This is a genomic window from Microbacterium sp. (genome assembly GCF_041909575.1).
Classification (GTDB): domain Bacteria; phylum Actinomycetota; class Actinomycetes; order Actinomycetales; family Microbacteriaceae; genus Microbacterium.
In genome coordinates this window covers 29,863-42,663 of the sequence record NZ_JAYRDE010000012.1, presented here as the reverse complement: position 1 = coordinate 42,663, position 12,801 = coordinate 29,863, and the positions used below count along the sequence as shown (strand labels likewise).

Below are 12,801 nucleotides of genomic sequence, written 5' to 3'. Positions count from 1 at the left end.
GGGGGGCTTGACCCAACGGTCACGCCCCGTTCTCTGTCCGGTTGCGGCTGCGGCTCACGCTCGCTCGACCGGAAGCCAGAGCTCGCAAGTGGCGGTGGCGAAGTCGGGGGAGCGCTCGAGCACCGCGACGATCGACGGTCCGGGGCGCAGGCGCCACGGGTTCGAGGGGAACCACTCGCTCGCGGTGGCCGCCCACGTCTCCTGCAGCGCGACGGGGTAGTCGCCCTCGACGCGGAAGACCGCCCACGCACCGGCGGGGACCTCGATCACGTCGAGACCCGCGGGGATGTCCGTGTCGGCCGTCACGGCCACGCCGTGCAGGTAGGTGAGCTCGCTGCCCTCGGTGTAATCGGGGTCGACGTCTGCGCTCACCTGGAGGAGGCCGGCCGGCTCGGCGCTGCTCAATCCCTTGAGTCGCGCGTGCTCCTCGACCGGGAGACCGGCGATGTGGGCCTGGATGTGCGGATTGATCCCCTGATGGATCAGGGGGACTCGTGCGGCGTGACCGACGAGCCGGAAGGCGGGTCGGTCTGCGATGCGGGTGTCCATGGATGCTGTCCCTTCGACGGTCAGGCGGAACCTGAGTTGCGGTTGTGTGCGAAGGGGACCGCCATCGCGCCGCACGTCGGCGGGGCCGACGCCGTGCACCGCGCGGAACGCCCGGCCGAACGCCTCGGTCGAGCCGTACCCGTAGCGAACCGCGATGTCGAGCAGGTCGTCGTCGCCGAGCAGGTCGCCGACAGCCACCGTCATGCGGCGTCGTCGAACGTACTCGGAGAGCGGCATCCCGGCCAGCGACGAGAACATCCGCCGCAGGTGATACTCGGTCGTGCCCAGACTCCGTGCCAGGTCCGCGATGTCGATGTCGTCGGTGAGCTGACTCTCGACGACGTCGACCACGCGGTTGAGATTCGCGATCACGGCTCCTCCTTCGCATCCAGCCTCGTCATGGCGCAGCTCCCGCACCCGATCTTCCCGGACCGAAACGGTCGGAAGGCGGGGAGGGGGCTCGGGTGCCTCGCAGGGTCGCCCTCCTCGCGCGATCTGACATAATGTGCATTATCAGCGATAGCGCGAGAAGCACTCACGACAATGAGATGGCCCACGGGCGCGGCCCGCGCAGACGCTCGGCGTCCCGCCCGTACATCGCGGCGTGCTCGGCGAAGTCGACACGTCCTGTCGCGCGCCGCCGGCCGAGCGTGAACGCCCGCAGGTCATCCAGCCGATCGGCGGCCGTCGCAATGATCTCGTCAGCGGCGACTCCGCCGCCGTACGCGCGGATGAGGGCATCCAGGCGGATCCGACGGTCGAGCCCTTCCGTGTGCGGAGCGTCCTCTGCGAACGGCACGATCCGATAAGCGAGGTAGGACAGATCCCACGCGCGCGAGCCCGGCGACGCGAAATCGAAGTCGATCGCACCGGAAAGCGTCTCCCCGCGCACCAGCAGGTTGTACGTGGCGAAGTCGTTATGACAGATCACTTCGGCCGGCTCACGCCGCGGTGAGCGCCACACGAGCGACGGATCCGCCACGAGGGGCACGCTCGCGTCGTGGATCCGTCGCAGCAGCCGCGCTGCCGAGCGCAGCACGTCGACCGACCAGAGCACGCGGGGCGCGGCATCCGCCAGTGTCTCCCCCGGCACGAACGAGAGGATCTCCCTGCCGAACTGGTCGAAGCCGCGCGGCTCGGGCACCTCGTCGATCCCGGCGTGGTGCAGCGTGCGCAGCAGCAGGTGCACCGCGGGCGTCCACTCGCCGGCCTGGCGGTGCACCGCGTCGCCCCGGCGCACCACCGGGGTCACGTTGCCGCCGACGAGCACCTCGTCGTCGGGTGCGTCGCTCACGGCAGCCATTCGCCGTGACGCATGAGCAGGCGGCCGCGCAGCTCGTTCGCCTCGCGCCACGCCTGCACGCGCGTAGGCCGCAGCACGACGAACACGTAGCCGGCGAGACCGCGCGGATCCCAGTCCGCCTGCGCCGCATACGCCGCACCGAGCTCAGCCTCGTCGTCGACGCCGACGATGCGCTCGAGGTCGACATCGAGGAGCACGACGTCGCGCGTCGGTCCGACCGCGAGTCGCGCCGATCGTCCGCCGGCGAGATTCCGCGCCGTGACCGAACCCTCCTCCACCGCGATCACGGCCCGTTCGCCGATCCACGCGAGCGAGAGCGGCACGAGGTACGGGTCGCCGCCGGTCGTCGCCGTCGCCACCCACACGTCGATCTGGGGCCCGGCGAGCATGGCGAGGGTGTCGGCTCTTCGCGTGGCCCGGTCCCGCGGCTCGGCAGCAGTGCTCATGCCCCCACGCTAGCGGCGGGCGCGGACCCTGCCCCGGCCCTAGGCTCGAAGGGTGCTGGAATCGCTCACCGGATTCGTCGTCGTCGGCGTCGCGATCCTCGTGGGCTGGATCCTCGGACGCATCAATCTGCTCGGCGAGCACGCCCGGCCCGTGCTCGCCCGCCTCACGTTCTTCGTCCTGTCGCCGTTCCTGCTCTTCGTCGTGCTCGCGCAGGCCGACGTCCGCACGCTGTTCTCGGCCCTCCTGCCCGTCTCCGCCATCGCCGCCGTCGCGATCATCGGCGTCTACGCCGTCGTCGCGCGGTTCGCGTGGCGGCGCTCGGTGGGCGAGACGGTCATCGGGGCCCTCAGTGCCGGGCAGGTCAACTCCAACAACATCGGCATCCCGCTGTCGCTCTACCTGCTCGGCAGCGCCGCATATCCGGCACCGGTGATCCTGCTTCAGCTGCTCGTGTTCACGCCGATCACGATGGCGATCCTGGATGCCGTGACCTCCGGCCGATCGACGCTCTGGCGCTCGATCGTCCGCACCGCCACGAACCCGATCGTGCTCGGCTCGGCGCTGGGCGCGATCGTCTCGGTCAGCGGCCTCGAACTGCCGCCCGTCGTCATGGACCCGGCGGTGCTCATCGCCAACGCCTGCGTGCCGATCCTGCTGATCAGCTACGGCATCTCGCTGCACGGGCAGCGCGTCCTGGCACCCTCGGGCCGGCGCCGCGACGTCGTGCTCGCGACGGCGCTCAAGCTCATCGCGATGCCGGTCATCGCCTGGGTCGTCGCCGAGTTCGTCTTCGGACTCGGCGCGCAGGACGTGCTGATCGTCGTGGTGCTCGCGGCTCTCCCGACGGCGCAGAACGTCTTCAACTTCTCGCAGCGCTATGACGTCGGCGAAACGATCTCGCGCGACACCGTCTTCCTGACGACGATCGGCTGCGTCCCCGTGCTCATCGCGATCACGCTGCTGCTCGGCTGAGCTCAGACGCGGCGCAGCTCCCGCAGCATCCCGAACACGACCCGCACGCTCTCGTCGTCCTGCAGCACGGTGAGGAGCGTGTGCGTACACGTGCGGCAGCGCGCGATCGCGCACGTGTCGTCGATCTCGACGATCGTTTCGGCCAGCGCCGCCGCGGCGCCGCAGCCGGCGCAGACGCCGACCAGCATCGTCGCGTCACCCTCGAACACCCCGGCCAGCAGTCCTGCCAGCGCGTTCCCGTCGACCGTCGCCGCAGCGTTCTCTTCGCGCATCATGCCCCTCCGAACCGCTCTGTCCTGATCCGCCCCGAGGCGTGCCCGAGTCTCACGAGCGCATCGGCGACGTGCTCGACGAAACCTGTCGGTCCGCAGACGAACACCGCCGGCTCGCGGTCGGCAGCCCACACCGCGTCGGCGATCCGCTGATCGTCGAGGCGACCGACGCTCCCGTCCCATCCGTCCGGCGCGCGCCGTGTGTACGCCCAGGTGAGCTCCACTCCCCCGTCGGCGGCCAGCGCGACGAGCTCATCACGATATATCGCGTCCTCCGGACCCCGCACCGAGTACAGCAGGCGAACGGATGCCGCGGCCGAGGCATCCCGTGCCGCCCGCGCCATCGCGACCAGCGGCACGACGCCGGACCCGCCGGCGATCAGCTGCACCGGCCCCTCTCCCCCGGGTCGCCACACGAAGTACCCGCCCAGCGGGCCCTTGACCTCGAGCTCGTCACCCGGGAGGACGTCGCGCACGAGGTAAGGCGAGACCTCGCCGTCGGGGACCTCGTCGACGCCGAGCTCGATGCTCTCACCGGGCCCGTACGAGCCGAGCGAGTACGAGCGCACCGCCTGGTAGCCGTCCTCCGCGGTCAGGCGGATGTCGACGTGCTGACCGGCGTCGTTCCCCGGCCATCCGGGCACGTCGAGGCGCAGCAGACGGGCGGTGGGCGTCGCCTCTGTCACCGCTGTGACGCGCGCGGGCCGCCACCCGCCCACGATCACCAGTACCGCTCCTCGGTCCAGGGGTCCCCGTGCATGTTGTAGCCGTTCTGCTCCCAGAAGCCGGGCGCGTCGCCGTCCATAAGATCGAGGCCCCTCACCCACTTCGCGCTCTTCCAGAAGTAGAGGTGCGGAACGAGCAGCCGAGCCGGCCCGCCGTGCTCGGGGTCCAGCGGCTCGCCGTCGAATTCGAACGCAACCCACGCCTTGCCATCGACGAGGTCCTCGAGCGGGATGTTCGTGGTGTAGCCGCCGTAGGAATGAGCCATCACGTGCGTCGCCTCGGACTCCACTGCTTCGAGGACCGTGTCGATCGAGACGCCCCGCCACGATGTTCCGAGCTTCGACCACCGCGTGACGCAGTGGATGTCGGTGGTGATGTCCTCGATGGGAAGGGAGAGGAATTCGTCCCAGCTCCATCGCGCGAGCCCGCGGCCGTCCTCGACGACCGTGAACGACCACTCGTCCGTGTCGATCCGAGGTGTGGGGCCGGCCGAAAGGACCGGGAAGTCCTCCGTGAGGTACTGGCCGGGCGGCAGATCCGGGTCTGATTCCCGCCGGCGTGCGCCGAACCCTCTCGAGAACACTGCCATGGGGCGCCTCCTTCACTCGACCGATCACGCTCACCGTAGCGCCGCCGACGGCAGGTGCGCGAGAGTCCGGAACGGTCACGAGCCGGCGACAGTGTTGCGACACACGACGTTCATTCCGCCGATGCTCGAGTTGGGGTCTAGGCTTTAGCCGCACGTTCCCAGGTAACTCTCAGAAAGGACACCTCGCATGTCCACGGAATCTGCGGCCGAGAAGTCGGCCGTCAACGGCATCCGCACCGCCCTCGGCGTGGGCGGCGTCCTCGCCGTCCTCGCCGGTCTGTTCATCATCTTCCAGCCCCAGAACGCCGCGTTCGTGGTCACCATCGTGATCGCGATCTACGCGATCGCCGCGGGACTCGTCTACGCGGGGCTCGGGATCTTCACGCGCAACAAGGGCGGGTGGGCTCGCCTCGGCCACATCGCGCTGGGCGTCCTGTTCGTCATCGCCGGAATCGTCGCGCTGGTCAATCTGCAGCAGGCGACGGCCTGGCTCGCCGTGTTCGTCGTGATCCTCGTCGGCATCATGTGGATCATCGAGGGCATCGTGGCGCTCTCCACGCTGGGGGACGCGGCGTCGAAGGGCTGGTCGATCTTCTTCGCGATCGTCAGCATCATCGCCGGTCTGTACCTGCTGTTCAGCCCGCTCTGGGGCGCCGTCGTGCTGTGGTGGATCCTCGGCATCGCGCTGGTGGTCCTCGGCATCATCAACATCGTCCGCGCGTTCACCTTCGGCAAGAAGGACCTCTGATCCGCTGACGCCGAAAAGGCCCCGGGGAATCCCCGGGGCCTTTTCCGTTGCATGACTCAGCGCGTCGGCAGGTGCTTCGCCCACCACGCCAGCACCGCATCGAAGCGCTGCACGCGGTGCCGGGGCTGTCCGGACCGCGTCAGTTCGTGGTTCTCGCCGGGGAACACCAGCATCTCCGCCTCGGTGCCGTTGCGCTTGAGGGCGGCGTAGTACCGAGTCGCCTGCTCCAACGGGCAGCGGAAGTCGAGCTCCGAGTGGATCACGAGGGTCGGCGTGGTCACCTGGTCGACGACGGCCATCGGACTCTGCCGGGCGATGTCCTCCGCAGAGACGCCCACGTACTCGTCGCCGAAGAATGTGCCGATGTCGCTCGTGCCCTGGAACGTCGCCGGATCGAGGAATCCACGCTCGACGATCGCGCCGGCGAACCGGTGGTCGTGGGCGATCACCCAGGCCGTCAGATATCCGCCGTACGACCCGCCCATGATGCCCACCCGAGTGCCGTCCAGGCGTGGGTCGCCGGCGATCGCACCATCGAGGAAGTCGATGACGTCGGCGAAGTCGACGGTGCCCATGGCCTGACGGATGCTGCGCCCGTGCGCACGCCCGTAGCCTGCGGATCCCCGCGGGTTGCTGTAGACCACCGCATAGCCCGCCTCCACGAGGACCTGCGTCTCGTCGAACAGGTGCACGCCGTACGACGCGTACGGCCCGCCGTGGATCTGCAGGATGACGGGGAACGGCCCGTCGCCCTCGGGAGTGGCTACCCAGCCGTGCACAGGGTAGCCGTCGCGACCGTCGACGGTGAGTTCGCGCGGAGCGGCGATGCCGGATGCCGCAGCCCCGGCGCCGAAGGCGGTGACCGTGCGCGCGTCCCCGCCGTCGATCACGACGAGCTCGCCGGCCGAGCCGGGGGTGGCGACAGCGGCGACGATGCGATCTCCGGCGGCGGCGTGCCCGGCCACCTCGACATCGCCGCCGAGGACCTCGGTCAGCTCGCCCGCACGCGTGACGCGAACCAGCCGCACGCGGCCGCGGGTCGTGTCCTGCACGAGGAAGTCGTCGCCGATCGGCGTGATGTGTCCGTCACCCAGGTTGATCGTCTCGTCGTCGGTCAGGCGGCGCGGGCCGCTCTGCTCCACCAGCCACAGGCCGACGCCGGGGGCGATGAAGTCGACGCCCGCCTCCCCCACCTCGTGAGCGAGCAGCGCGATGGTGCCGTCGTCGGCGACATCGATGCCGTAGACCGAGAGATCCGCGTCGACGCCGAGCACCTCACGGCTGCCCGAGCCGTCGCTCGCGACGGCGATCACGCGCGAACGCAGGTCGCGGCGCGCGGCCTCGATCTCGTCGACGACCGTGAGGATCTCGGCGCCGTCCGCCGAGAAGACGACACCGCCGTGCGATGCTGCGCCCTCGGTGAGACGGCGGGGCTCGAAGGCGATGACGGGCTTCTTCGGCGGCTGCTCGCCCTCGGGCAGCACGGTTGCCGCGGGCTCGTAGAAGGGCTCGGAGTCCGGCTGCGGGGCCGAGACGGCGAACAAGTGCGCCGGACGATCGGCGAGGTAGCCGAGGCCGTTGGCGTGCCAGCGGATGCCGGTGATGTGACGGGGAGCCTCGGCCGAGGCATCCAGGCCCTCCACGCTGCCGTAGCGACCCGGCTCGGGTACGCGAGCGACGTAGGCGAACGAGCGGCCGTCGGGCGCCCACGCGAACCCCTCGACGCCGAGCTGGGCATCGGTGGCCTGCACCGCCTCGCCGCCCGCGGACGGAATGACGAAGATCTGCGGTCGCCCCTTCGCATCGCCGCGGACGAACGCCAGCCGGGCGCCGTCGGGCGAGAGGCGCGGACCCGAATCGGCCACCCCGCGCGTGAGGCGGCGCGGCGTGCCGTCCGGCAGCTCGACACGCCAGAGCTGACCCACCGCTCGGTTGGCGGCCAGATCAGGTCGCGACGTGGCGAAGACCGCGAACGATCCGTCGGGGGCGATGACGGGCCGCCCGACCGAGATGAGCTTCTCGATGTCGTGTGCGCGCACGCGTCACTCCCCGGCGAACGAGGCGGTGTCGCCCACGAGACGCGTGTTGTCTGCGGGGATCGGCTCGAGAGCGGCCGCGGCGACCTCGGCGGCGAACTCGGAGACGTTGTAGAGCTTGCCGGCGTCTTCGCGCCGAGCAGCGATGGCGCCCGGGTTCGCCCGCTCCAGGAGTGTCGCCGTGATCGTGCCCTCGATCATGTCCCCGGAGACGACGACGAATCCGACGCCGCGCTCGGTGAGAGCGGGGATCCGCTCGCGCAGGGCGTCCTCGCCTGCGCGCTTGGAGAGCGCGACCGGCTCGTACTCGGGCATGGTCGGCGTGGTGCGGATGAAGTGGGCCTGGTGGCTCGTGACGAACACCACCCGGGCGCCCTCGCCCAGGAGCGGCAGCGCGGTCTCGAGCACACGGACCTGCGCGTCGCGATTGAGCTGGAGGGCGTAGTCCTCCGCCATGCCCGACTCCATGCCGCCGGAGGCGTTCAGGACGAGGATGTCGAGCCCGCCGAACGCGCGCTGCACCTCGTCGAACATCGCCTGGACCGACTCCGCGTCGGTGAGGTCGGCGCCCACGACGAGCGCCTCGACCCCGAGCTCCCTCAGCTCGGCCGCCAGCTTCTCGGCGCGCGGCGCCTTGTTGCGGTAGTTGATGACGACGTTCGCGCCCGCCTCGGCGAGGTAGCGCACCGTGTCGGCGCCGATGCCCCGCGACGAGCCGGTCACGAGGGCGGTCTTGCCGCTCAGCGAGCCGGCGGGGAGGGGTGTGGATGTCTCAGTCACGCCCTCGACCCTACCTGCTAGGTTCGGAGGACGAGGAGGCGCACAGTGGAGCTCATCCAGACGATCGAACAGTACGCGTGGATCGGGTGGCTGGTGCTCATCCTGGTGTTCCTCGTGATCGAGATGCTCACCCTCGACTTCACCTTCCTCATGCTGAGCATCGGCGGCCTGGCCGGCCTCGGAGCCGACCTGATCGGCGCGCCGATCTGGCTGCAGGTGATCATCGCCGCCGTCGTCGCCGCGGTGCTCGTGCTCTTCCTGCGTCCGCCGCTGCTGAGACGGCTCCGACGCGGCGAGGATCCCACCCCGTCCAACGTGGACGCCCTCATCGACCTCGGGGGCCGGGTCGTCTCGACCGTCTCCGCCCACGGCGGACAGGTGCGTCTGAGCAACGGCGACGTCTGGACCGCACGCACCGAGGTCGGCGAGCTCGAGCCGGGGACGCCGGTCAACGTCAGCCGGATCGACGGCGCGACCGCCGTGGTCCGGCCCACGAACCCCACCCTCACGGAGGACCCCACCGCATGAGCGATCTCGACGCCCTGATCCCCACCGCCATCGCCTGGCTGCTCGCGATCGCGGTCTTCATCTTCGTGCTGGTGGTGATCGTCCGCTCGATCCGCATCATCCCCCAGGCCAACGCGGGCATCGTCGAGCGGCTGGGCCGGTATCACAAGACGCTCATGCCCGGCCTCAACCTCCTCGTGCCCTTCATCGACCGGCTGCGCCCGCTCATCGACATGCGCGAACAGGTCGTGTCCTTCCCGCCTCAGCCGGTGATCACCGAGGACAACCTCGTCGTGTCGATCGACACCGTCGTGTACTTCCAGGTGACCGATGCTCGCGCCGCGACGTACGAGATCGCGAACTATCTCGGTGCCGTGGAGCAGCTGACCACCACGACGCTGCGCAACGTCGTCGGCGGCCTGAACCTCGAAGAGGCGCTGACGAGCCGCGACAACATCAACGGCCAGCTGCGCGTCGTGCTCGACGAGGCGACGGGCAAGTGGGGCATCCGCGTCGGACGCGTCGAGCTCAAGGCCATCGACCCGCCGCACTCGATCCAGGACTCGATGGAGAAGCAGATGCGCGCCGAGCGCGACCGTCGTGCCGCGATCCTCACGGCCGAGGGCTCGAAGCAGTCGCAGATCCTCGAGGCCGAAGGCCGCCGTCAGGCCGAGATCCTCAAGGCCGAGGGCGACAAGCAGGCGCAGGTGCTGCGCGCGCAGGGCGAGGCGGAGGCCATCCAGACGGTCTTCGACGCCATCCATACCGGCAACCCCGACGACAAGCTCCTCGCCTACCAGTACCTGCAGACGCTGCCGAAGATCGCCGACAGCGCGTCGAGCAAGCTCTGGATCATCCCGAGCGAATTCACCGAGGCGCTCAAGGGGCTCAGCGGCTCGTTCCTCGGGGCGACCCAGGGTGCCGCGAGCGGCGAGCACAAGACACCGGGTATCCAGCCGCCGGCACCGTGACCGCGCACCCCTGGTTCCTCGGAGTCTCGACACCACGGATCCTTGCGCACCGCGGGCTGGTCACGCCCCATGAGGCCGCCCACGGGGTGGCCGAGAACTCGTTCGCGGCGGTCGCCGCGGCCCACTCCGCCGGCGCGGACTACGTCGAGTCAGACTGTCACCTCACCGCCGACGGCGTGGTGGTGCTCTTCCACGACGACGACCTCTCGCGCGTGACCGGAGACCCGCGCCCCATCGCGAACGTGCGGTCCGGCGAACTCGAGGCGCTCATGGCCGATCGCGGCGGGCTCCTGACGCTTGCGCAGGCGCTCGACGCGTTCCCGACCGTCCGCTTCAACCTCGACGTCAAGGCACCGGGCGCGGCCGAGCCCGTGGGCCGGATCGTCGCGCGGCACGGCGCGCGGGTGCTGCTCACGAGCTTCTCCGACGACCGCCGCCGCACCGCTCTGGCCGCGGCGGAGGCTGAGGGGCGCGGCATCCGTCCCGCCACGTCCGCCGGCAGCGCGACGATCGCGCGCCTGCTCGCGGCGCTGGCGGTGCGCTCACGCCGGGGAGTCCGCCGCGCGCTGGACGGAGTGGACGCGCTGCAGGTGCCTGAACGCCAGCGGCGCCTCCGCATCGTCTCGCCGCGCCTGCTGGATGCCGCTCATGCGCACGGCGTCGAGGTCCACGTATGGACGGTGAACGATCCCGCCGACATGACGCGCCTGGTGGAGTGGGGCGTTGACGGGGTGGTCACGGATCGCGCCGACGTCGCGCTGCGGGCACTGCGCTGACGCGCGCCGCCCACAGCGACCTGCGGCGGCTGTGCATCCACTGTGAAACGCCGCGTCCCAAGGGCCTTTCGGATGATCCGCACAGGTCACTTCGTTATACCTGTACAGCGACGAGAGGACCACAAAATGGCAGACCGCAGCTTGCGCGGCATCCGACTCGGCGCCCAGAGCCTACAGAGCGAAGAGGGCGTCGTCTTCCATGAGCGTGCACAGCACCTCTACACGTGTACCGTCTGCGGACGCGACACCAACCTGACTTTCGCGGCCGATGCCGAGGTTCCCCCGGCCTGGGAGTGCCGCACCTGCGGAGCCGAGGCGCTCCGTCGTGTCGGCGACGGCACCGCCACCGTCGACCACTCGGGCGACAAGACGCCCCGCAGCCACTGGGACATGCTGCTCGAGCGCCGCACCCTTCCCGAGCTCGAGGAGCTCCTCGAGGAGCGTCTCGCCTACGTCCGCGCGCGCCGCGGTGCCGGCGAGGACGTCACCCTCGACAAGATCAGCGCCTGAGCCTCACCCGCTTCGTCCGACGCCGGTCCCTTCGGGGGCCGGCGTTCCGGCGTCCGGGGACCTCTGCGCATCGCGACGTGAGGCGACCACCACGGCGACGCCCAGGGCGATCAGCGCGAGCAGCGAACCCCAGCCCAGGAGCACTTTGATCCAGGGCCCCGCCAGGACAGCGGGAGTGAGACCCGTGCGCAGGGGCACCTCGGTGAGCATGTGCCCCGCCTCGCCCGCCGGCAGCCCGTCGATCGTGCGACCGTCGGGGGCCATCACCTGGCTCGTTCCGACGGTCGACAGATTCACGACCGAACGACCCGTCTCGATCGCACGCATGCGGGCGAACGCCAGCTGCTGCAGGTTCTCGTCGGTGTCGCGGAAGTCGGCGTTGTTCGTCTGGAACATGTACACCTGCGCGCCGTCCTCGGCGCCGGCCCAGATCACCTCGTCGTAGATGACGTCGAAGCAGATCGCGAGGCCCACCCCGATGCCCTCGAGGTCGAAGAAGGGCCGGTTCGAGCCGGGCGTGTACTCGCGCTGGATGAGTCCGATGAGATCGGGGGCGAGCGCCTCGAAGAACCAGCGATCGGGTACGTACTCCCCCATCGGCACCGGATTGGTCTTGTCGTGCAGCTGCACGGCGCCCTCCCCCGCCACCCACAGCATCGACGTGTTGAAGGTGTCCTCTCCGCGCGTCGTCGCGGCGTTGACGATGAGCGGCGCTCCCGCGCGCTCCGACAGCGCGTCGAGGATCCGCGCCGTGCTCTCGTTGGCGAGAGGGTCCGAGTCGATGCCGCCCTCCGGCCACAGCAGCACATCGAGATCCTCTCCGAGGAGCGGAGCGGATGCCTCGAGCTGGGCGTTCAGGACGTCGTTGCGCTCGCGGGGGTCGAAGTACCCCGAGGGGCCGTTGCCCTGCACGCTTCCCACGCGCAGGTCGCCGGCAGGCGTCGTGGGGAACGCCGGGACGAGCAGGAGCAGCGCGGCCATCGCCGCCGCGGGCAGCGCCGTGCGGAGGTCGCGGAATCGAGCGATGCGTGCCCACTCGATCACCGCCGCGGTGAACGCGACCATGAGGAACGTGAGGCCTGCGACGCCCGTCCACGACACGAGGTGCGCGAGCGGGCTCTCGGACTGGCTCATGCCGATGCGCGCCCACGGGAAGCCGGTGTAGGGCCAGGATCCCATGAAGAGCTCCCGCGCGGTCCAGACGCCGCCGATCAGCAGCGGGAGGGCGACGAGAGATGCCCGGCGAGACGGGAACAGCCGCGGCATCCATCGATACGCGAGCGTGAGCGCGATGGACCCGACGGCCATGAAGACGGTCTCGAGGCCCGCGAGGGCGAACCACGGGACCACGCCGAGGTAGCGCGTGATCCACATGATGTGGACGAGGAAGAACGTGGCGCCGAACACGAATCCGACCAGGAGCGCTCCCCAGACCGAGCGTCCGATGAGGGCCACGAGCGACAGGCCCACTCCGACGAAGGCGAGCGGCCACCAGCCCACGGCGGGATATGCCAGATCGAGGACGACCCCGCCGACGACGGACACGAGGACGGCCGCCCACAACGGCAGGAGCGGGCGCGGCGCGGCGGCGAGAGGCACGGAACAACCCTAAGCG

Annotated in this window: 15 protein-coding genes; 6 read left to right on the top strand and 9 right to left on the bottom strand. The window is 70.2% G+C overall.

Annotated elements, in window-relative coordinates; translation table 11 throughout:
• Positions 1 to 54: 54 nt before the first annotated feature.
• The 3 genes from ACE3O1_RS03425 to ACE3O1_RS03415 all read right to left on the bottom strand — a co-directional run bounded on the left by ACE3O1_RS03425 (position 55) and on the right by ACE3O1_RS03415 (position 2,298).
• Positions 55 to 921, bottom strand: a complete 867-nt coding sequence (locus ACE3O1_RS03425) for a GyrI-like domain-containing protein (RefSeq protein WP_374312433.1) — start codon at positions 919 to 921, stop codon at positions 55 to 57.
• Positions 922 to 1,084: 163 nt separating this feature from the next.
• Entirely contained in the window at positions 1,085 to 1,843 is a 759-nt protein-coding gene (locus ACE3O1_RS03420; protein WP_374312431.1) for a phosphotransferase, read from the bottom strand.
• The gene (locus ACE3O1_RS03415) at positions 1,840 to 2,298 is read right to left on the bottom strand and encodes a pyridoxamine 5'-phosphate oxidase family protein (protein ID WP_374312429.1); all 459 of its coding nucleotides are present in this window, start codon (positions 2,296 to 2,298) and stop codon (positions 1,840 to 1,842) included. Before ACE3O1_RS03415 ends, ACE3O1_RS03420 begins: the two co-directional genes overlap by 4 nt.
• Before the next feature lie 52 nt (positions 2,299 to 2,350).
• Here ACE3O1_RS03415 and ACE3O1_RS03410 point away from each other — a divergent pair, with 52 nt between their 5' ends.
• Positions 2,351 to 3,271, top strand: a complete 921-nt coding sequence (locus ACE3O1_RS03410; RefSeq protein WP_374312427.1) for an AEC family transporter — start codon at positions 2,351 to 2,353, stop codon at positions 3,269 to 3,271.
• Between the two features lie 2 nt (positions 3,272 to 3,273).
• Here ACE3O1_RS03410 and ACE3O1_RS03405 read toward each other — a convergent pair whose 3' ends face one another.
• The 3 genes from ACE3O1_RS03405 to ACE3O1_RS03395 are packed head-to-tail and all read right to left on the bottom strand — an operon-like array spanning position 3,274 to position 4,858.
• Positions 3,274 to 3,543 (bottom strand): DUF6510 family protein, encoded by a 270-nt coding sequence (locus tag ACE3O1_RS03405; protein WP_374312425.1) that lies wholly within the window; start codon positions 3,541 to 3,543, stop codon positions 3,274 to 3,276.
• Positions 3,543 to 4,268 carry an FAD-binding oxidoreductase gene (locus ACE3O1_RS03400; protein ID WP_374312423.1) on the bottom strand — a complete coding sequence of 242 codons (726 nt, stop codon included), beginning with the start codon at positions 4,266 to 4,268 and terminating at the stop codon, positions 3,543 to 3,545. The genes ACE3O1_RS03405 and ACE3O1_RS03400 overlap by 1 nt, the downstream gene beginning before the upstream one ends.
• The gene (locus ACE3O1_RS03395) at positions 4,265 to 4,858 is read right to left on the bottom strand and encodes a sulfite oxidase-like oxidoreductase (RefSeq protein ID WP_374312421.1); all 594 of its coding nucleotides are present in this window, start codon (positions 4,856 to 4,858) and stop codon (positions 4,265 to 4,267) included. The genes ACE3O1_RS03400 and ACE3O1_RS03395 overlap by 4 nt, the downstream gene beginning before the upstream one ends.
• A 187-nt stretch (positions 4,859 to 5,045) precedes the next feature.
• Between ACE3O1_RS03395 and ACE3O1_RS03390 the strand changes: the two genes are divergently transcribed.
• The gene (locus ACE3O1_RS03390; RefSeq protein ID WP_374312419.1) at positions 5,046 to 5,606 is read left to right on the top strand and encodes an HdeD family acid-resistance protein; all 561 of its coding nucleotides are present in this window, start codon (positions 5,046 to 5,048) and stop codon (positions 5,604 to 5,606) included.
• 56 nt (positions 5,607 to 5,662) lie between these two features.
• On the opposite strand, the gene ACE3O1_RS03385 is transcribed toward ACE3O1_RS03390, so the two are convergent.
• Both ACE3O1_RS03385 and ACE3O1_RS03380 read right to left on the bottom strand, forming a co-directional pair.
• The gene (locus ACE3O1_RS03385) at positions 5,663 to 7,645 is read right to left on the bottom strand and encodes a prolyl oligopeptidase family serine peptidase (protein ID WP_374312417.1); all 1,983 of its coding nucleotides are present in this window, start codon (positions 7,643 to 7,645) and stop codon (positions 5,663 to 5,665) included.
• Positions 7,646 to 7,648: 3 nt separating this feature from the next.
• Complete coding sequence (locus tag ACE3O1_RS03380; protein ID WP_374312415.1) at positions 7,649 to 8,422, bottom strand: SDR family oxidoreductase; 774 nt, start codon at positions 8,420 to 8,422, stop codon at positions 7,649 to 7,651.
• Between the two features lie 45 nt (positions 8,423 to 8,467).
• Here ACE3O1_RS03380 and ACE3O1_RS03375 point away from each other — a divergent pair, with 45 nt between their 5' ends.
• The 4 genes from ACE3O1_RS03375 to ACE3O1_RS03360 all read left to right on the top strand — a co-directional run bounded on the left by ACE3O1_RS03375 (position 8,468) and on the right by ACE3O1_RS03360 (position 11,186).
• Positions 8,468 to 8,950 carry an NfeD family protein gene (locus ACE3O1_RS03375; RefSeq protein WP_374312412.1) on the top strand — a complete coding sequence of 161 codons (483 nt, stop codon included), beginning with the start codon at positions 8,468 to 8,470 and terminating at the stop codon, positions 8,948 to 8,950.
• Complete coding sequence (locus tag ACE3O1_RS03370) at positions 8,947 to 9,900, top strand: SPFH domain-containing protein (RefSeq protein WP_374312410.1); 954 nt, start codon at positions 8,947 to 8,949, stop codon at positions 9,898 to 9,900. Before ACE3O1_RS03375 ends, ACE3O1_RS03370 begins: the two co-directional genes overlap by 4 nt.
• A complete protein-coding gene (locus ACE3O1_RS03365) occupies positions 9,897 to 10,676 on the top strand; it encodes a glycerophosphodiester phosphodiesterase family protein (RefSeq protein WP_374312408.1) in 780 nt (259 codons plus the stop codon). Before ACE3O1_RS03370 ends, ACE3O1_RS03365 begins: the two co-directional genes overlap by 4 nt.
• Before the next feature lie 126 nt (positions 10,677 to 10,802).
• A complete protein-coding gene (locus tag ACE3O1_RS03360; RefSeq protein WP_374312406.1) occupies positions 10,803 to 11,186 on the top strand; it encodes an RNA polymerase-binding protein RbpA in 384 nt (127 codons plus the stop codon).
• Positions 11,187 to 11,189: 3 nt separating this feature from the next.
• On the opposite strand, the gene lnt is transcribed toward ACE3O1_RS03360, so the two are convergent.
• Positions 11,190 to 12,785 (bottom strand): apolipoprotein N-acyltransferase, encoded by a 1,596-nt coding sequence (gene lnt / locus ACE3O1_RS03355; protein WP_374312404.1) that lies wholly within the window; start codon positions 12,783 to 12,785, stop codon positions 11,190 to 11,192.
• Positions 12,786 to 12,801 lie beyond the last annotated feature (16 nt).

What these genes read in the sequence shown, in the direction of transcription:
- ACE3O1_RS03405 (WP_374312425.1), bottom strand. Translation starts at nt 3,543, where the DNA reads ATGCGCGAAGAGAACGCTGCGGCGACGGTCGACGGGAACGCGCTGGCA.
- ACE3O1_RS03370 (WP_374312410.1), top strand. Translation starts at nt 8,947, where the DNA reads ATGAGCGATCTCGACGCCCTGATCCCCACCGCCATCGCCTGGCTGCTC.
- ACE3O1_RS03390 (WP_374312419.1), top strand. Translation starts at nt 5,046, where the DNA reads ATGTCCACGGAATCTGCGGCCGAGAAGTCGGCCGTCAACGGCATCCGC.
- ACE3O1_RS03415 (WP_374312429.1), bottom strand. Translation starts at nt 2,298, where the DNA reads ATGAGCACTGCTGCCGAGCCGCGGGACCGGGCCACGCGAAGAGCCGAC.
- ACE3O1_RS03360 (WP_374312406.1), top strand. Translation starts at nt 10,803, where the DNA reads ATGGCAGACCGCAGCTTGCGCGGCATCCGACTCGGCGCCCAGAGCCTA.
- ACE3O1_RS03395 (WP_374312421.1), bottom strand. Translation starts at nt 4,858, where the DNA reads ATGGCAGTGTTCTCGAGAGGGTTCGGCGCACGCCGGCGGGAATCAGAC.